A 17,292-nucleotide genomic window follows, 5' to 3' on the forward strand; every position below is an offset into this window, starting at 1 on the left:
GCGGCGGCCCCGCGCGCCCGTGCCCGTGCCCGTCCGGCCGGCGGCGGGGGCACGGCATACCCCTCGATAGACTCCCCGGGTGATCTCCCCGCGCACGCCCTCCGGTGTCCTCGAGCTGCTGCCGCCCGAGCAGGTCGCCTTCCAGAGGATGCTGGACGCGATCCGCTCCGGCTACGAGCGCTTCGGCTTCCTGCCCATCGAGACGCCCGTCTTCGAGCGCTCGGACGTGCTGCTCACCAAGACCGGCGGCGAGACCGAGCGGCAGGTCTACTTCGTGCAGTCGACGGGGGCGCTGGACAAGGCCCGGGCCGACGGCGGCGACGACACGCTGCCCGACCTGGCGCTGCGCTTCGACCTCACGGTGCCGCTCGCGCGCTACGTCGCGGAGCACGAGCACCAGCTGACCTTCCCGTTCCGCCGCTACCAGATGCAGCGCGTCTACCGCGGCGAGCGTCCGCAGCGGGGTCGCTTCCGCGAGTTCTACCAGTGCGACGTCGACATCATCGGCTCGGGCGAGCTCTCGGTCCGCCACGACGCCGAGGCGCCGGCCATCATCAACGCCATCTTCACCGACCTGGCCATCGGCACCTTCACCATCCAGGTCAACAACCGCCGGCTGCTGCGCGGCTTCTACGAGGACCTCGGCATCACCGACGCCGAGGTCCAGGCCGCCGTGCTGCGGGAGGTCGACAAGCTCGACAAGCGGGGCGCCGACTACCTGCGGACCACCCTGACCGGGGAGGGGTTCGGGCTGTCCGAGGAGGTCGTCGAGCGCATCCTGGCCTTCGTGCAGACCCGCTCCAGCGGCCACGACGACGCCCTGGCCCGGTTGGCCGAGGTCGAGGCGGGGTCGACCGGCAGCAGCGCGCTCGCCGAGGGGGTGGCCGAGCTGCGCGAGGTGCTGTCGCTGGTGCGCGCCCTCGGGGTGCCGGAAGACAACTACTGCCTCAACTTCTCCATCGCGCGCGGCCTGGACTACTACACCGGGACCGTCTACGAGACGACCCTGGACGAGCACCCCGAGCTCGGCTCGATCTGCTCCGGCGGGCGCTACGACGACCTGGCCGGGCAGTACACGAGGTCGCGCCTGCCCGGGGTCGGCATCTCCATCGGCCTGTCCCGGCTGTTCTGGCAGCTGCGCGAGGCCGGGCTCGTCGACGCCTCGGCCGGACAGTCGACCGTGCAGGTCCTCGTGCCCCAGGTCGACCCCGCCCTGCTCGACGACCAGCTCGCGCTGGCCTCCCAGCTGCGGCACGGCGGCATCAACACCGAGGCGGTCCTCGACGGCGGCAAGCTCGGCAAGCAGCTGCGGTATGCCGACCGCGCCGGGATCCGCTTCGTCGCCATCCTGGGCCCGCAGGAGGCCGCCGACGGCACGGTCACCCTCAAGGACCTGCGCCGCCAGGACCAGTTCACCGTGCCGCGCGACGAGGTCGTCAGCGCGCTGCGGGTCGAGCTGGCCCAGCCGCTGGTCTGAGGCGGGCCGGGCGCGCGTCCGGTGTGCGCTGGAAAGGCGTCCGGTAGGCGCTGGACACGCGTCCGGTGTGTCCTGGACGCGCGTCCTGTGCGTGCTGGACGCGCGTCCTGTGCAGGGGAGGGGGCGGCGGTCAGTCCTCGACGGTGACGGAGAGCAGGCTGATGGGCTGCGCGGGGGCGCCGTCGCCGCCGCCGGAGGCGGTGCCCTCGGCGGCCACCGCCTCGATGACGTCCAGGCCCTCGGTGACCTGCCCGAAGATGCTGTAGCCGCCGCCCTCGACCGGCAGCTGGGTCTCCTCGTAGACGACGAAGAACTGGCCGCCGTTGCTGTTCGGGTCCTGGGTGCGGGCCATCGCCAGGGTGCCGGGCGGGTACATGCCCGTCTCGGGGGCGTTCTCGATGCCGTAGCCGTAGCCGGGGTTGCCCTGGCCGGTGCCCGTCGGGTCGCCGCACTGCAGCACGTAGATGCCCTCCGTCGTGAGCCGGTGGCACGGGCTGTCCTGCCAGTAGCCCTCCTCGGCGAGGAAGGCGAACGAGGCCACCGTCTGCGGCGCCTGCTCGGCATACAGCTCCAGCTGCACGTCGCCGCAGGTGGTCTCCAGGGTCGCCGTCACCGTCCCCGTGCCCCCGAGCGGCTCGGGGAGGTCCTGCGGTGAGTAGGTCGTGACGTCGGCCGGGGGCTCCGGAGCCTCGTCGCACGACAGCGGCGCCGGGGAGGCGCCGGACGTCTCGCCCTCGGGCTGGACCCCCGGGGACGACTCGCCCCCGCAGGCGGTGAGCAGGAGCAGGCTGGCGGCGAGGGGCGCGAGTCGACGGTGCACCCGGGCATCCTCGCACGCGGCTTTGGACGCGCCGCCCGGCCGTGTTAGCGTGCTAGCGCGTTGATACAGCAGGACGTGACGAGGCGAGAGGACGGGCATGAAGCAGCGGGACACCGGGAGCGCCGCGCGGGCGGGCGTCCGCGCCGACCTCGCCGCCGTGCTCGCCGGTCTGACCGAGCCCACGGCCGTGGACGCCTTCCTGGACGACCTGTGCACCCCCGCCGAGATCGAGGCCCTGGCCGACCGCTGGTCGGTGGTGCCCCTGCTCGCCGAGGGTATGTCGTACCGCCAGATCCACGACGTCACCGGGGTGAGCGTGACGACGGTCGGGCGGATCGCCCGGTGCGTGGACGGCGGCGCCGGCGGCTACCGTGCCGCCCTGGAGCATCGCCGTGCGCATCCGGCGGCCGCCCCGTCCGCCTGAGGCGCCCGACGGCGTGCGCCGCCCCCGACAGCACCAGCCCCACCTCCCGGTCACCGCACGCGGTGCCCGACCCTGATCCTGCGAGAGAGGTCCCGATGACCCCGCCTGCCCAGCCCCGCGAGCGCCTGCGCGTGGCGATCCAGAAGTCCGGCCGCCTCGGCGACCCGGCCCGCGAGCTGCTCGCCTCCTGCGGGCTGACCTGGCGCGAGAGCCGCGACCGGCTGTTCTGCTACGGCGAGAGCCTGCCGGTCGACCTGCTCCTGGTCCGCGACGACGACATCCCCGGCCTCATCGCCGACGGCGTCTGCGACCTCGGGATCGTCGGCCGCAACGTGCTCGTCGAGCACGGCCTCGCCCGGGAGGCCCAGGGCCGCGGTGTGGAGCTCACCGAGTGGCGCCAGCTCGGCTGGGGCACCTGCCGCCTCGACATCGCCATCGACGAGGAGCAGGAGTGGACCGGGCCGGAGCAGCTGGCCGGGCTGCGGATCGCCACGTCCTACCCGCACACCCTCGGCCGCTGGCTGGCCGAGCAGGGCGTCCAGGCCGACCCGGTCGTGCTCAACGGCTCGGTCGAGATCGCCCCCCGCCTCGGGCAGGCCGACGTGGTCTGCGACCTGGTGTCCACCGGCGGCACGCTGCGGGCCAACCAGCTCACCCCGGTCACGACCATCCTGCACAGCGAGGCCGTCATCGCCGGCCCGGGGCGGACCCTCGACGACGGGCGCCAGGAGATCGCGGACCTGCTGCTGCGCCGGCTGGACGGTGCCGTGCAGCTCAAGGAGTCGCGGCTGCTCATGCTCCGTGCCGCGCGCGAGGGCCTCGACGACGTCCTCGGGCTGCTGCCCACCGGTCACGAGCCGACGGTGACGGCCGTCGAGGGCCGTGACGAGGTGGCCCTGCAGATGCTCGTGCACGGCCCGGTGTCCTGGGCCCGGCTCGAGGACCTCAAGCGGGCCGGCGCGCACAACCTCATGGTGCTGCCGGTGGAGGGGATGCTGGCATGAACATCCTCACCTGGGCCGACCTCGACGACACCCAGCGCCGGGACGCGCTGCGCCGGGGGACCGCCGCGGCCGGGCCGGAGGTCACCGCCGGGGTCGCGCAGATCCTGCAGCAGGTCCGCGAGGGCGGCGACGACGCGCTGCTCGAGCTCACCGCCCGGCTGGACGGGGCGCGGCCGGCCGGCCTGCGGGTGCCGGTGGCCGACCGGGACGCCGCGGTGGCGGCGCTCGACCCGGGCCTGCGTGCCGCGATCTCCGAGGCGGCGCAGCGCATCCGCGTCTTCCACGAGGCCGGCATGCAGCGGGGGTATGCCGTGGAGACCGCCCCCGGGGTGGTCTGCCGGCGGGTGGTACGCCCGATCCGGCGGGTCGGCCTCTACGTCCCCGCGGGGTCGGCCCCGCTGCCGAGCACCGCGCTCATGCTGGGCGTGCCCGCCCAGCTCGCCGGCTGCCCCGAGGTCGTGCTGTGCACACCGCCGCGCCCCGACGGCACCGCCGACCCGGCCGTGCTGGCCGCGGCCGCCGAGTGCGGCATCGAGGACGTCTTCGTCGTCGGCGGTGCCCAGGCGATCGCCGCCATGGCCTACGGCACCGCGTCGGTCCCGCTGTGCGACAAGCTCTTCGGACCGGGCAACGCCTGGGTGACCGAGGCCAAGCGGCAGGTGAGCACCGCGGAGGGCGGCCCCGGCATCGACATGCCGGCCGGTCCCTCGGAGGTCCTCGTGATCGCCGACGCCGGCGCCGACCCGGAGTTCGTCGCCGCCGACCTGCTCTCCCAGGCCGAGCACGGCCCGGACAGCCAGGTCGTCCTGCTCACCGACAGCCGGCAGCTGGCGTCCGCCGTCGCCGCCCAGGTCGCCGAGCAGGTCGAGTCGTTGCCGCGGGCCGACATCGCCCGCAAGGCGCTGGCGTCCTCGCGCCTGGTCGTCACCGCCGACCTCGACGAGGCGGTGGACGTCTCCAACGACTACGCCCCCGAGCATCTCATCCTGGCCCTGCGGGACGCCGAGGACTGGGTGGGGCGCATCGACCGGGCCGGGTCGGTCTTCCTCGGCGACCACACCCCGGAGACCCTCGGCGACTACTGCTCGGGCACCAACCACGTGCTCCCCACGGCCGGGGCCGCGCGGTTCACCGGCGGGGTCAACGTCTCCGCCTTCCAGATCGCGATGACCGTCCAGCAGGCCACGCCGGAGGGGCTGGCCATGGTGGGACCGTGCGCGGTGACCCTCTCCGAGGCCGAGGCGCTGCACGCCCACCAGCGCGCGGTGACACGTCGCCTGGCCCGGCTGCCCGAGGAGTCGGCGCCGTGAGCCCGCAACGCCCGGAGCTGGCCTTCCCCACCGACCTCCTGCGGCCCGACCTGCGCGGCTTCGCCGGCTACTCCTCGGCCCGCACCAGCTTCCCCACCGGCCCCGTGGACCGCATCTGGCTCAACGCCAACGAGTCCGGCGTGGCCAACCCCGCGGACTCCTCGGGGGCCTCGCGGCGCTACCCGGACCCGCAGCCCGCCGAGCTCGTGGAGGCCTTCGCCGACCTGTGGGCGACCACGCCGGACCGGGTCGTCGTCGGCCGCGGCAGCGACGAGGCGATCGAGCTGCTCGTGCGCAGCCTGTGCCGGCCCGGCGGCGACGGCGTCGTGGTCACCTCCCCGACCTTCGGGATGTATGCCGTGTCCGCCCGCCTCCACGGCGTCCCCGTCGTGGACGTGCCCCAGGTGGACGACGGCCTGCGCTGGCACGTCGACACCGCGGCCGTCGCCCGGGCCGCCCGCGAGCAGGGCGCCCGCGTGGTCTTCCTCGCCTCGCCGGGCAACCCGACCGGGTCGGTGGTGCCGCTGCGCGAGGTGGCCCGGCTGGCCGACGAGCTCGCCGACCAGGCCGTCGTCGTCGTCGACGAGGCCTACGGCGAGTTCGCGGCCCAGCGCTCGGCCGTCACCCTGCTCGAGGAGCACCCCACGCTGGTCGTGCTCCGCACCCTGTCCAAGGCGCACGCCCTGGCGGGCGCCCGGGTCGGAATCGCGCTGGCGCACCCCGACCTCACCGCGGTGCTGCGCCGGGTGCAGGCCCCCTACCCGCTGCCCGAGCCGGTGACCGGCCTCGCGCTGAGGGCGCTGGCGCCCCAGGCGCTGCAGGCCACCGGGGAGCACGTGGGAGAGGTGCTGCGGCTGCGCGACGAGGTCGGACGCTGGCTGCGCGACCTGCCCGAGGTGGGCACCGTCTACGCCAGCGAGGCCAACTTCTTCCTCGTCCGCAGCGACGACCCGGACGGGCTGCTGCAGACCCTGGACGCCGCCGGCATCGTGGTCCGCGACATGCGCCACCTGCCCGGCCTCCACGACGCGCTGCGCATCACCATCGGCACCGGCCCGGAGATGCGCGCCCTGCGCGGCGCCCTGGCCGACCGCCCCACGCCCCGCCCCACCCCCCGACCGACCCCGACCGAGGAGACCCCCGCATGAGCCCCCGCCCGATCTGCTTCGTCGACCGCGACGGCACGATCATCACCGAGCCCCACGACCACCAGGTCGACGCGCTCGACAAGGTGGCCTTCGTCGACGGCGTCGTCCCGGCCCTGCTGCGCATCCAGGGCGCCGGCTTCGACCTCGTCATGGTGAGCAACCAGGACGGCCTCGGCACCGAGTCCTTCCCGCAGGCCGACTTCGACGCCGCCCACGGCCTGGTCATGCAGGTGCTGACGAGCCAGGGCGTCACCTTCAAGGACGTCTACCTCGACCCGCACCCCGCCGGCCCGGACGCGCCGTGGACCCGCAAGCCCGGCATCGGCATGGTGGTGCACCTGCTCAAGGACCGCGGCGTCGACTGGGAGCGCAGCGTCATGGTCGGCGACCGGGAGACCGACCGGGAGTTCGGTGACAACCTCGGCATCCGCACCTACCTGCTGCCCGGCGACAGCTGGGACCAGATCGCCCACGAGCTGGCCGACGCCCCGCGCACCGCGCGGGTCGAGCGGGCCACCTCGGAGACGAGCATCACGGTCGACGTCGACCTCGACGCGACCGGGGGCAGCGAGATCTCCACCGGCATCGGCTTCTACGACCACATGCTGGACCAGCTGGCCAAGCACGGCGGCTTCCGGATGCGGGTCGCCTGCAGCGGGGACCTGCACATCGACGACCACCACACCGTCGAGGACGTCGCCCTGGCGGTCGGCGAGGCCATCCGCACCGCGCTCGGCGACAAGCGGGGCATCGGCCGCTACGGCTTCACCCTGCCCATGGACGAGGCCCAGGCCACGGCCGCCCTCGACCTGTCCGGGCGCCCCTACTTCGCCTACGAGGGCAGCTTCGAGCGGGAGAGCGTGGGCGACTTCTCGACCGAGATGGTGGAGCACTTCTGGCGCTCCTTCGCCGACGCCATGCGCTGCACGCTGCACCTGTCGGTCACCGGCAGCAACACCCACCACATGATCGAGGTCGGCTTCAAGGCGGTCGCCCGGGCGCTGCGGATGGGCATCGCCCGCCAGGGCGACGCCAGCGAGCTGCCCTCGACCAAGGGCGTCCTGTGAGGGTCGCCCTGGTCGACGGGGGCGGCACCAACATCGGGTCGGTGAGCTACGCCCTCGAGCGCCTCGGTGCCAGCAGCCGGCTCACCGCCGACCCCGGCGACATCCTCGCCGCGGACCGGGTCGTCCTGCCCGGTGTCGGGGCGGCGGGCGCCGGCATGCGCCGGCTGCGCGAGCTCGGGCTCGTCGACGTGCTGCACGAGGTGCAGGCGCCGCTGCTCGGCGTGTGCCTGGGCATGCAGCTGCTCTTCGAGCGCTCCGCCGAGGACGGCGGGGTCGACACCCTGGGCCTCGTGCCGGGCGAGGTGCGCGGCATACCTCCCCGTCCCGGGGTGCGGGTGCCGCACATGGGCTGGAACTCCCTCGTCGACCTCGTCGAGGACCCGTTGCTCACCGGGGTCGAGGAGGGGGACCGGGCCTACTTCGTCCACTCCTACGCCGCCCCCACCAGCGCGCAGACGCTGGCGGCGACCGAGCACGGTGGCCGCTGGAGCGCCGTGGTCCGCTCCGGCAACCGCTGGGGCGCGCAGTTCCACCCGGAGAGGTCCTCCGCGCTCGGAGCGAGGATTCTGCGAAACTTCCTCCTGGAGGTCGAACGATGACGCGACGCGTCAGCCCCGCACCCGACACCGGAGAGACCGACGTGACCCAGACCGGACCGTTCACCGTCTACCCCGCCATCGACGTCCGTGCCGGCGCGGTCGTCCGCCTGCTCAAGGGCGACTACGACCAGGAGACCCGCTACACCGACAACCCGGTGGCGGTCGCCGAGAACTACGCCCGCTCCGGGGCCGCCTGGCTGCACCTCGTCGACCTCGACGCGGCCCGCGCCGGCGGCTACACCCTGGGCGAGACCCTCACCAGGATCGTGGAGACCACCGGGCTGCGGGTGCAGACCGGGGGAGGGGTGCGCAGCAGCGACGACGTGCAGCAGCTGCTGGACGCCGGCGCCGAACGGGTGGTCGTCGGCTCGCTCGCGGTGCGCGAGCCGGAGACCGTCACCGGCTGGCTGGACCGTTTCGGCCCGGACCGCATCACCGTCGCCCTCGACACCCGCATCGGGGAGGACGGCCGGTGGGTGCTGCCCACCGCCGGCTGGACCTCGGTCGGCGAGCAGGACCTCACCACGACGCTGCACCGTTACCACGGGTCCGGGCTGCAGCACGTGCTGTGCACCGACATCGGCCGCGACGGCACCCTCTCCGGGCCGAACTTCCACCTCTACACGATGCTCACCCGCTCCAACCCCGCCCTGCAGGTCCAGGCGTCGGGCGGGGCGCGCTCGGTCGACGACGTGCGCGCCGCGAAGCGCAACGGCTGCGCGGGGATCATCCTCGGCAAGGCGTTGCTCGAGGGCCGCCTCACCGTCGCCGACGCCGTCCTGGAGGAGCAGGTATGACGCTCGCCCGCCGGATCATCCCCTGCCTGGACGTGCGTGACGGGCGGGTCGTCAAGGGCACCCGCTTCCGTGACCACCGCGACATGGGCGACATCGTCGAGCTGGCGCAGCGCTACGCCGCCTCCGGCGCCGACGAGCTCGTCTTCTACGACATCACCGCGAGCCCGGAGGGCCGCGGCGTGGACGTCGGCTGGGTGGAGCGGGTGGCCCGCAGCATCGACATCCCGTTCTGCGTGGCCGGCGGGATCAGGTCGGTCGAGACGGCCCGGGCGGTCCTGCACGCCGGGGCCGACAAGGTCTCGGTCAACACCCCGGCCACGCAGCGTCCCGAGCTGGTGGGCGAGCTGGCCGAGGCCTTCGGCGTGCAGTGCGTCGTCGTCGGCGTCGACAGCCTGCGCGACGAGGACGGCCACTGGCGCATCCGGCAGCTCACCGGCAGCCCGGACGCCACCCGCGCGCTGGAGGTCACGACCCTGGAGTGGGTGCGCCGGGTCGTGGACCTGGGCGCCGGCGAGGTCGTGCTCAACTGCATGGGCTCGGACGGCGTCCGGGACGGCTACGACCTCGAACAGCTGGCCGCGGTGCGCGAGGTGTGCCCGGTGCCGCTGGTCGCCAGCGGGGGCGCGGGCGCGGCCCGGCACTTCGTCGACGTCTTCCGCGAGGCCGACGTCGACGGTGCGCTGGCGGCCACCGTCTTCCACGACGGGTCCATCCCCATCCCCGACCTGAAGCAGCAGCTGGCCCGGGCAGGGGTCGAGGTCCGGCTGGACGCCTCCCCGGCCCCCACGCAGGAGGCATCGTGAGCAGCTCGCCCCCCGCCCCCGACGACCGAGCGCCGCGCATGGTTGACCCTGACCCCGACCGAGCGCCGCGAATGGTTGGCCCTGAGGACGACCGAGCGTCGCGCATGGTTGGCCCCGAGGACGACCGAGCGTCGCGCATGGTGGGTTTCGAGGTCGCGGACGTGGACTTCGCCAAGACCGACGGCCTGGTGCCCGGCGTGGTCCAACACGCGCGCACGGGGCAGGTGCTCATGGTCGGCTTCCTCGACGAGCAGGCGCTCCGGGTGACGCTGGACACCGGGCTCGCGACCTTCCACAGCCGCAGCCGCGGGACGCTGTGGACCAAGGGGGAGACGAGCGGCAACGTGCTGCGCGTCGAGGCGGTCGAGCTCGACTGCGACCGCGACACCCTGCTGCTGCACGCCATCCCCACCGGACCGACGTGCCACACCGGTGAGCAGACGTGCTTCGACCCCGGCGCGCGGCCCGGGTCCTTCGTGCACGCGCTGGACGAGGTCGTGCGGGGACGGCAGCAGGAGCTGCCCGAGGGGTCCTACACCACGACGCTGTTCACCGGCGGCGTGCGGCGGATCGCGCAGAAGGTGGGCGAGGAGGGCGTGGAGACCGCGCTGGCCGCGGTGGCGCAGGACGACGAGGCGCTGCTGGGGGAGTCGGCCGACCTCGTCTACCACCTGCTCGTGCTGCTGCGCTCGCGCGACCTGGGCCTCACCGACGTCGAGCGGGTGCTGCGGCGGCGGCACGGCTGAGCCGGCCGGGCCACGGTGGCCGCGTGGGTGCAGCCGCCGGGGTATGCCGCGACCCGTTCAGTCGGCGCGCGGACGCGCGCGCAGGCCGACCTGCGCCAGCTCGAGGTCGGCCAGCGCCCGGATCGCGGCAGGGTCCCCCGAGCGCCATGCGGCGACGGGGTCGTCGGCGAGCCGTTGCAGGCGGCTGGGGTGCTGGTGGACCAGGGCCCGCAGCGCGAGCAGCTCCTGGGACCGGGGGTCGTGCAGCTCCTTGCCCAGGGAGCGGGCTCGGAGCACCCACGAGAGCCGGACGACGAGCCACAGCAGGACCACGAGCAGGATGGGCGTGGCCGTCGACAGGATGCTCACCACCCACGCCACGGTCCGGACGGCGGCCTCCAGCCGGTCGCCGGCGCTGACCAGGTCGGTCCCGACGCCGGCGGCCCCGGTGAAGGGCGTGTCGAGCTGGTCGCCGACCAGCGGGATCTCGGTGACCCGGCCGGCCACCTCGTTCATCCGTGACTCCAGCCCTGACCCGGCCGCCCGCAACGGCTCCGCCGGCGCCGCCAGCGTCATGACGAGGTCGAACACCAGCCGTCCCACCAGGACCCAGGCGACCACCCACCCGAGGACCAGCAGGTCGGCGACGACCTGGCGGGAGCGACGGGCAGGGGCATCGGCGTACCAGCGCATGCCCGCAGTCTCCTCCAGGCGGCACCGTGCGCGCGGGAGGCTTGCACCGGACGCGCGCTCCGCGCACACCGGACGCGTCCTCTGCCCACACCGGACGCGTCCTCCGCACGCACCGGACGCGTCCTCCGCGCGCACCGGGCGGCATACGGCCCGGGTCCGTCGTCACCTGAGAGGATCACGGACGTGAGCGCGTCCGTGGCCAGCACCCCCCGCACCCCGCTGCAGCGGGCGTCGGGGGACTGGCTCGACCACCTGCGGGTGGAGCGCGGCCGGTCCGAGCACACCCTGCGGGCCTACCGGCGCGACCTCGACCGCTACCTGCGCTACCTGGCCGGTCGGGGCGTCACCGCCCCGGAGCAGGTGCAGGAGCGGCACGTCACCGACTTCCTCGCGCACCTGCGCACCGGCGACGACGAGCACGGACCGCTCGCGCCGACCTCGGCCGCCCGCGCGGTGGTGGCGGTGCGCGGCCTGCACACCTTCCTCGCCGTCGAGGGCGAGACCGTGGCGGACCCGGCCCGCGAGGTCGCCCCTCCCACGCCGCCGCGCCGCCTGCCCAAGGCGCTGACCGTGCACGACGTCGAGCGGCTCCTGCAGGCGGCCGCGGTGGGTGACACCCCCGCCGCGCTGCGCGACCGGGCGCTGCTCGAGGTGCTCTACGGCTGCGGCGCCCGGGTCAGCGAGGCCGTCGCGCTGGACGTCGACGACCTCGAGCTCGGCCGCGCGGGTGACGGCACCGGAGGGGTGGTCCGACTGTTCGGGAAGGGACGCAAGGAACGGATCGTGCCGATGGGCCGCTACGCCCGGGACGCCCTCGACGCGTGGCTGGTGCGGGGCCGCCCCGGGCTGGCGAGGAAGGGTCCCGGCACGCCCGCCGTCTTCGTCAACGCGCGCGGGGGACGGCTGTCCCGGCAGTCGGCGTGGACCGCGATCCGGACGTACGCCGACCGGGCGGGGCTGCGCGGCGAGATCTCACCGCATACCCTCCGGCACTCCTTCGCCACGCACCTCCTCGACGGGGGAGCGGACGTCCGCGTCGTCCAGGAGCTGCTCGGCCACGCCTCGGTCGCGACGACGCAGATCTACACCCACGTCTCGACGCAGCACCTCAGAGAGGTGTATGCGCAGTCCCACCCCCGGGCCCGCAGCGGCGGTCAGGTCTCAACCTGAGGTCGAGGTGAAGGCAGATGGCCCTGCCCCGGACCGGTGGATTAGGGTCGGAGCGATCGGCGGGACGCCGACCACGACCCACCACGCACCTGGAGACACCACGTGACCCACGACCGGCTGCCCGGTACCGAGACCTCGGGCGTGGGGCAGGAAGGCCCCACCGGCCGCCCGTTGCCCGACTTCGCCGTCCCCCCGCCCCTGGCCAGCCACGGTCCGGCCCGCGTCATCGCGATGTGCAACCAGAAGGGCGGGGTCGGCAAGACCACGACCACCATCAACCTGGGCGCCGCGCTGGCGGAGTACGGCCGGAAGGTGCTCATGGTCGACTTCGACCCGCAGGGCGCGCTGTCGGTCGGCTTCGGGGTGCGCGCCCACGACCTCGACGTGACGATCTACAACCTGCTCGTCGAGCGCGGCCACGACGTCCGCGACGTCATCCAGCCCACGCGCATCCCCGGCATCGACATCCTGCCGACCAACATCGACCTCTCGGCGGCGGAGGTCCAGCTCGTGGGCGAGGTCGCGCGCGAGCAGGTCCTGGCCCGCGTCCTGCGCCCGGTGCTCGACGACTACGACGTCGTCTTCATCGACTGCCAGCCCTCCCTCGGCCTGCTCACCGTCAACGCGCTCACCGCCGCGCACGGCGTCGTCATCCCGTTGGAGACCGAGTTCTTCGCCATGCGCGGCGTCGCCCTGCTCATCGAGACCATCGAGAAGATCACCGACCGGCTCAACCCGCGCCTGGAGGTCGACGGCATCCTCGCCACGATGTACGACGGCCGCACCCTGCACTCCCGCGAGGTCGTCCGCAGCGTCGTCGACCACTTCGGCGACACCGTCTTCCACACCGTCATCAGTCGCACGGTGAAGTTCCCGGACGCCACGCTGGCCGCCGAGCCCATCACCACCTACGCCAGCACGCACTCGGGCGCGGAGGCCTACCGGCAGCTCGCCCGCGAGCTCGTCTCGCGCGGCGGCGCCCCCTGAGCGAGGTGGGTATGCCTCCCGCCGGCGACGCCAGGCCCGAGACCCCGGGCGGGGTCCTGGTCGCGGGGCGGGCCGGGTTCGAGGTGCACCTCGACGTCTTCTCCGGACCGTTCGAGCTGCTGCTCGGCCTCATCGCCAAGCACAAGCTCGACGTCACCGAGATCGCCCTGGCCAGGGTGACCGACGAGTTCGTCGCCTACCTGCGGGCGGCGCAGGACGGCGAGGGGGAGTGGGACCTGTCCCAGGCCAGCGAGTTCGTCCTCATCGCCGCCACCCTGCTCGACCTCAAGGCCGCCCGGCTGCTGCCGAGTGCGCGGGAGGACGACGAGGAGGACCTCGCCCTCATCGAGGCGCGGGACCTGCTCTTCGCCCGGCTGCTGCAGTACCGCGCGTTCAAGCAGGTCGCCGACGAGCTGCGGCTGCAGATGGAGGGCAAGGGCCGGATCTTCGCCCGCGACGTCGGGGTCGAGGAGCGCTTCGCCTCGCTGCTGCCCGAGCTCGTGCTGACCATCACCCCGGAGCAGCTCGCGATGATCGCCGGGCGGGCGATGATCCCCAAGCCACCGCCCACGGTCGGCGTGGAGCACCTGCACGCCGCCCAGGTGTCGGTGCGCGAACAGGCCTCGATCGTCGTGGCGCGGCTGCGCGAGCGGGGGAGCGCGAGCTTCCGCGAGCTGGTGGCGGACGCCGACTCCACGCTGGTCATCGTGGCCCGCTTCCTCTCGCTGCTGGAGCTGTTCCGCGACACCGTGGTCGCCCTGGACCAGGACGAGGCGCTGGGTGAGCTCACGGTGCGCTGGACCGGCCCCGAGGGTGCCGCGGTGGCCCCGGTGGGCACCGAGTTCGACGAGGAGGTGACCGGTGAGCCGGTCGGATGACCAGGACACGACCCCGGTGACGCGCGGCGACGGCATACCGTCGACCGGCACCGACATCGGCACCGAGCCGGAGCCCGGGCCCGAGCCGCAGCAACCGGCGGCGGAGCCCGAGGACCCGCAGGAGCCCACAGCCCTGGACGTCCGCGCCCTGCCCGGTGGCGCCCGGTCGGCCGTCGAGGCCGTCCTCATGGTCATCGACGAGCCGGTCACCGAGGAGGCGCTGGCCAGCGCCCTCGAGCTGCCGCTGGACGAGGTCGGCGCCGTGCTCGACGCGCTCGCCCAGGAGTATGCCGAGGGCCAGCGGGGCTTCATGCTGCGCCGGCTGGGCGGCGGGTGGCGGATCTACAGCCGGCCGGAATACGCGCCGGTGGTGGAGAAGTTTCTCCTGGGAGGCCAGCAGGCGCGGCTGACCCAGGCCGCGCTCGAGACCCTCGCGGTCATCGCCTACCGGCAGCCCATCAGCCGGGCCCGGATCGGCGCCATCCGCGGGGTCAACGTGGACGGTGTCGTGCGGACCCTGCTGGCCCGCGGCATGGTCACCGAGGCCGGCCAGGACCCCACCGGCGGCGCGGTGCTCTACGGCACGACCGACCTGTTCCTGCAGCGGATGGGCCTGGACGGGCTGGACGACCTGCCGGCGCTCGCCCCCTATCTCCCCTCGGCCGAGGTGCTCGAGGAGCTCGCATCGGAAGGACTCGCATGACCAACGGCAAGCAGCGACCCGGCTCACGGGGCGGCGACAAGGGCCAGGGCAAGGGCCAGGGCAAGGGTGCCCCCCGGGGCGGCGCTCGCTCCGGCGGACGCACCGCAGGCGGACGCTCCGGCGGGCGCGGCGGCGCCCCCGGCGTCCCGGCTCAGGGCGGAGGCGCCGGCCCGCGCCGCGCGGGGGGCAGCCGTCCGCCGCGACGCCGTCGGCCCACCACGCCGCCGGACCCCGCCTCCCGCGACGTCCACAGCCCCGAGGGCGTCCGCCTGCAGAAGCTGCTGGCCGGTGCCGGCTTCGGCAGCCGCCGCGCCTGCGAGAAGCTCATCGAGGAGGGCCGCGTCGAGGTCGACGGCCAGGTGGTCGTCGAGCTGGGCGTCCGGGTCGACCCGGCCACCCAGACCGTGCACGTGGACGGCGACCGCGTCGTCGTCGACACCGACAAGGTCTACCTCGCCTTCAACAAGCCGGCCGGCGTCGTCTCCACCATGGAGGACGACGAGGGGCGGCCCTGCCTCACCGACTACGTGGGCCACCTGTCCCAGCGGCTCTTCCACGTCGGCCGCCTGGACGTCGACACCGAGGGCCTGCTGCTGCTCACCAACGACGGCGACCTCGCGCACAAGCTGCAGCACCCGGCCTACGGCGTCCCCAAGACCTACGTCGCGCAGGTGCACGGCGTCGTCGGGCCGGGGATCGGCAAGCAGCTGCGCGACGGGGTCCAGCTCGAGGACGGCGTCGCCAAGGCCGACAGCTTCCGGCTGGTCGACGACATCCCGGGCCACTCCATCGTGGAGGTGGTGCTCCACGAGGGCCGCAAGCACATCGTCCGCCGGATGATGGAGGAGGTCGGCTACCCGGTCGAGGCGCTGTCCCGGGTGCAGATCGGCCCGATCCGGCTGGCGGAGCTGCGCCCGGGCAAGTACCGCGCGCTCTCCGCCGAGGAGGTCGCCCAGCTCTACCGCTCGGCGGGGGAGTAGGGCACCAGGACGGTCCCGTGCGCGTCGGGCACGTGCCCGAGATCCACGGGACCGTCGGCGGCACGGCCGGGGCGGGTATGCCGTTCCCCTCGCCGGGTAGGGTGGCCGGGTGTCCGCACCGCCCCTCACCGTCGCCATCGACGGGCCCTCCGGGTCCGGCAAGTCCTCCGTCTCCCGGGCGGTCGCCCGTGAGCTCGGCCTGGCCTACCTGGACACCGGCGCGATGTACCGCGCCCTGGCCTGGCACTGCCTCGAGCAGGGTCTGGACCTCGGCGACCGGGAGGCGGTGGCCCAGGCCGCCCGGGACCTGCCGCTCGACATGCCGACCGACCCGGACGAGCAGAGCGTCGCCGTCGGCGGCACCGACGTCACCGGTGCGATCCGCGAGCAGCGGGTCACCGAGCAGGTCTCCGCGGTCGCGACCAACCTCGACGTGCGCGCCGAGCTGCGGCGCCGGCAGCGCGAGGTCATCGGCGCCCAGCGCGAGCAGCGCGGCGGCATCGTGGCCGAGGGCCGCGACATCACGACGGTCGTCGCGCCGGACGCCGAGCACCGGGTCCTGCTGACGGCCTCCGAGGAGGCCCGGCTGGCCCGCCGGTCCACCGAGCTGCACGGCGGCGCGGACGCCGTGCAGGTCGCGGCCACCCGCGACCAGATCGTCCGGCGGGACGAGCAGGACTCCACCGTGAGCGCCTTCATGGAAGCCGCGGACGGGGTCGTGACGTTGGACACCTCAGACCTGGACTTCGACGAGGTCGTCGCGGCCGTGCTCGCCCTGGTCAGGGGCGAGGTCACGCCGCGGACCGAACCGGACGCACCGCATACCCCCGACATCGACGCCTGAGGAGAGACCCCATGAGCGACAAGATCGAGGCCTACGCCCACCCCGAGCGCCTGGTCACCACCGCGTGGCTGGCCGAGCATCTGGACGACGACGGCGTCGTGGTCCTGGAGTCCGACGAGGACGTGCTGCTCTACGACACCGGGCACATCCCCGGCGCCCGCAAGCTCGACTGGCACACCGACCTCAACGACCCGCTCACCCGTGACTACGTCGACGGCGAGCGCTTCGCGCAGGTCATGTCCGAGCGTGGCATCGGGCGCGACACCACCGTCGTCATCTACGGCGACCGGTCCAACTGGTGGGCCGCCTACGCGCTGTGGGTGATGACCCTGTTCGGCCACGAGGACGTGCGGCTGCTCGACGGCGGCCGGGCCAAGTGGGTCGAGGAGGGCCGTGAGCTCACCACCGACGCGCCCGAGGTGACCGCCGCCGACTACCCCGTCGTGGACCGTGACGACACCGCGGTGCGCGCCTTCAAGGCCGACGTCCTCGACCACCTGGGCCGGCCGATGGTCGACGTGCGCAGCCCGGGCGAGTTCTCCGGCGAGCTGCTGCACATGCCGGACTACCCGCAGGAGGGCGCGATGCGCGGCGGGCACATCCCCGGGGCGAAGTCCGTGCCGTGGGCCCGGGCGGCCAACGAGGACGGCACCTTCCGCTCCCGCGAGGAGCTCGAGGCGATCTACCTGCAGGAGCAGGGCCTGTCCACCGACGACGACGTGGTCGCGTACTGCCGCATCGGCGAGCGCTCCAGCCACACCTGGTTCGTCCTGACCCACCTGCTCGGCTTCGAGAAGGTCCGCAACTACGACGGCAGCTGGACCGAGTGGGGCAACTCGGTCGGCGTGCCGGTGGAGCGCTGA

At 74.0% G+C, this 17,292-nt stretch carries 19 protein-coding genes; 17 read left to right on the top strand and 2 right to left on the bottom strand.

Features of this window, described 5'->3' with window-relative positions:
* Positions 1-79: 79 nt before the first annotated feature.
* Positions 80-1,477, top strand: coding sequence for a histidine--tRNA ligase (gene hisS / locus EUS26_RS06220; protein ID WP_130012318.1), 1,398 nt, complete (start codon positions 80-82; stop codon positions 1,475-1,477).
* Positions 1,478-1,607: 130 nt separating this feature from the next.
* Here hisS and EUS26_RS06225 read toward each other — a convergent pair whose 3' ends face one another.
* The gene (locus EUS26_RS06225; protein WP_238148833.1) at positions 1,608-2,297 is read right to left on the bottom strand and encodes a peptidylprolyl isomerase; all 690 of its coding nucleotides are present in this window, start codon (positions 2,295-2,297) and stop codon (positions 1,608-1,610) included.
* 97 nt (positions 2,298-2,394) lie between these two features.
* Between EUS26_RS06225 and EUS26_RS06230 the strand changes: the two genes are divergently transcribed.
* The 9 genes from EUS26_RS06230 (at position 2,395) to hisIE (ending at position 10,195) form a co-directional block, all read left to right on the top strand.
* Positions 2,395-2,721 (top strand): YerC/YecD family TrpR-related protein, encoded by a 327-nt coding sequence (locus EUS26_RS06230; RefSeq protein WP_130012320.1) that lies wholly within the window; start codon positions 2,395-2,397, stop codon positions 2,719-2,721.
* 95 nt (positions 2,722-2,816) lie between these two features.
* Complete coding sequence (hisG, locus tag EUS26_RS06235; RefSeq protein ID WP_130012321.1) at positions 2,817-3,725, top strand: ATP phosphoribosyltransferase; 909 nt, start codon at positions 2,817-2,819, stop codon at positions 3,723-3,725.
* Positions 3,722-5,035: a histidinol dehydrogenase gene (hisD, locus tag EUS26_RS06240; protein WP_130012322.1), complete on the top strand. Its 1,314-nt coding sequence runs from the start codon at positions 3,722-3,724 to the stop codon at positions 5,033-5,035. Before hisG ends, hisD begins: the two co-directional genes overlap by 4 nt.
* The gene (gene hisC, locus EUS26_RS06245) at positions 5,032-6,183 is read left to right on the top strand and encodes a histidinol-phosphate transaminase (protein WP_130012323.1); all 1,152 of its coding nucleotides are present in this window, start codon (positions 5,032-5,034) and stop codon (positions 6,181-6,183) included. The genes hisD and hisC overlap by 4 nt, the downstream gene beginning before the upstream one ends.
* A complete protein-coding gene (gene hisB / locus EUS26_RS06250; RefSeq protein WP_130012324.1) occupies positions 6,180-7,250 on the top strand; it encodes a bifunctional histidinol-phosphatase/imidazoleglycerol-phosphate dehydratase HisB in 1,071 nt (356 codons plus the stop codon). The genes hisC and hisB overlap by 4 nt, the downstream gene beginning before the upstream one ends.
* Entirely contained in the window at positions 7,247-7,849 is a 603-nt protein-coding gene (hisH, locus tag EUS26_RS06255; protein WP_130012325.1) for an imidazole glycerol phosphate synthase subunit HisH, read from the top strand. The genes hisB and hisH overlap by 4 nt, the downstream gene beginning before the upstream one ends.
* On the top strand, positions 7,846-8,646 hold the full coding sequence (hisA, locus tag EUS26_RS06260) for a 1-(5-phosphoribosyl)-5-[(5-phosphoribosylamino)methylideneamino]imidazole-4-carboxamide isomerase (protein WP_130012326.1): 801 nt from the start codon (positions 7,846-7,848) through the stop codon (positions 8,644-8,646). Before hisH ends, hisA begins: the two co-directional genes overlap by 4 nt.
* Entirely contained in the window at positions 8,643-9,449 is an 807-nt protein-coding gene (gene hisF, locus EUS26_RS06265) for an imidazole glycerol phosphate synthase subunit HisF (protein WP_130012327.1), read from the top strand. Before hisA ends, hisF begins: the two co-directional genes overlap by 4 nt.
* A 137-nt stretch (positions 9,450-9,586) precedes the next feature.
* The gene (hisIE, locus tag EUS26_RS06270) at positions 9,587-10,195 is read left to right on the top strand and encodes a bifunctional phosphoribosyl-AMP cyclohydrolase/phosphoribosyl-ATP diphosphatase HisIE (RefSeq protein ID WP_130012328.1); all 609 of its coding nucleotides are present in this window, start codon (positions 9,587-9,589) and stop codon (positions 10,193-10,195) included.
* Positions 10,196-10,252: 57 nt separating this feature from the next.
* Here the strand turns inward: hisIE and EUS26_RS06275 are convergent, their stop codons facing one another.
* Positions 10,253-10,867 (bottom strand): hypothetical protein, encoded by a 615-nt coding sequence (locus tag EUS26_RS06275; protein WP_130012329.1) that lies wholly within the window; start codon positions 10,865-10,867, stop codon positions 10,253-10,255.
* A 183-nt stretch (positions 10,868-11,050) separates the two neighbouring features.
* Between EUS26_RS06275 and xerD the strand changes: the two genes are divergently transcribed.
* The 7 genes from xerD to EUS26_RS06310 all read left to right on the top strand — a co-directional run bounded on the left by xerD (position 11,051) and on the right by EUS26_RS06310 (position 17,292).
* Positions 11,051-12,037, top strand: coding sequence for a site-specific tyrosine recombinase XerD (xerD, locus tag EUS26_RS06280; RefSeq protein ID WP_202865070.1), 987 nt, complete (start codon positions 11,051-11,053; stop codon positions 12,035-12,037).
* Between the two features lie 102 nt (positions 12,038-12,139).
* Positions 12,140-13,024: a ParA family protein gene (locus EUS26_RS06285; protein WP_130012330.1), complete on the top strand. Its 885-nt coding sequence runs from the start codon at positions 12,140-12,142 to the stop codon at positions 13,022-13,024.
* Between the two features lie 11 nt (positions 13,025-13,035).
* Positions 13,036-13,902, top strand: a complete 867-nt coding sequence (locus EUS26_RS06290; RefSeq protein ID WP_130012331.1) for a segregation and condensation protein A — start codon at positions 13,036-13,038, stop codon at positions 13,900-13,902.
* Positions 13,903-13,957: 55 nt separating this feature from the next.
* The gene (gene scpB / locus EUS26_RS06295; protein WP_130012545.1) at positions 13,958-14,605 is read left to right on the top strand and encodes an SMC-Scp complex subunit ScpB; all 648 of its coding nucleotides are present in this window, start codon (positions 13,958-13,960) and stop codon (positions 14,603-14,605) included.
* Positions 14,602-15,585 carry a pseudouridine synthase gene (locus EUS26_RS06300; protein WP_130012332.1) on the top strand — a complete coding sequence of 328 codons (984 nt, stop codon included), beginning with the start codon at positions 14,602-14,604 and terminating at the stop codon, positions 15,583-15,585. The genes scpB and EUS26_RS06300 overlap by 4 nt, the downstream gene beginning before the upstream one ends.
* 109 nt (positions 15,586-15,694) lie before the next feature.
* Positions 15,695-16,429: a (d)CMP kinase gene (gene cmk, locus EUS26_RS06305; RefSeq protein ID WP_130012333.1), complete on the top strand. Its 735-nt coding sequence runs from the start codon at positions 15,695-15,697 to the stop codon at positions 16,427-16,429.
* A gap of 11 nt (positions 16,430-16,440) precedes the next feature.
* Positions 16,441-17,292, top strand: a complete 852-nt coding sequence (locus tag EUS26_RS06310) for a sulfurtransferase (RefSeq protein WP_130012334.1) — start codon at positions 16,441-16,443, stop codon at positions 17,290-17,292.

This window comes from Serinicoccus sediminis (genome assembly GCF_004153545.1).
GTDB classification, from domain to species: Bacteria; Actinomycetota; Actinomycetes; order Actinomycetales; family Dermatophilaceae; genus Ornithinicoccus; species Ornithinicoccus sediminis_A.

Coding starts and splice junctions, on each gene's coding strand:
- EUS26_RS06290 (WP_130012331.1), top strand. CDS start 13,036: ATGCCTCCCGCCGGCGACGCCAGGCCCGAGACCCCGGGCGGGGTCCTG.
- hisD (WP_130012322.1), top strand. CDS start 3,722: ATGAACATCCTCACCTGGGCCGACCTCGACGACACCCAGCGCCGGGAC.
- EUS26_RS06230 (WP_130012320.1), top strand. CDS start 2,395: ATGAAGCAGCGGGACACCGGGAGCGCCGCGCGGGCGGGCGTCCGCGCC.
- hisIE (WP_130012328.1), top strand. CDS start 9,587: ATGGTGGGTTTCGAGGTCGCGGACGTGGACTTCGCCAAGACCGACGGC.
- hisF (WP_130012327.1), top strand. CDS start 8,643: ATGACGCTCGCCCGCCGGATCATCCCCTGCCTGGACGTGCGTGACGGG.
- EUS26_RS06300 (WP_130012332.1), top strand. CDS start 14,602: ATGACCAACGGCAAGCAGCGACCCGGCTCACGGGGCGGCGACAAGGGC.
- hisB (WP_130012324.1), top strand. CDS start 6,180: ATGAGCCCCCGCCCGATCTGCTTCGTCGACCGCGACGGCACGATCATC.
- EUS26_RS06275 (WP_130012329.1), bottom strand. CDS start 10,867: ATGCGCTGGTACGCCGATGCCCCTGCCCGTCGCTCCCGCCAGGTCGTC.
- EUS26_RS06310 (WP_130012334.1), top strand. CDS start 16,441: ATGAGCGACAAGATCGAGGCCTACGCCCACCCCGAGCGCCTGGTCACC.
- hisG (WP_130012321.1), top strand. CDS start 2,817: ATGACCCCGCCTGCCCAGCCCCGCGAGCGCCTGCGCGTGGCGATCCAG.
- hisA (WP_130012326.1), top strand. CDS start 7,846: ATGACGCGACGCGTCAGCCCCGCACCCGACACCGGAGAGACCGACGTG.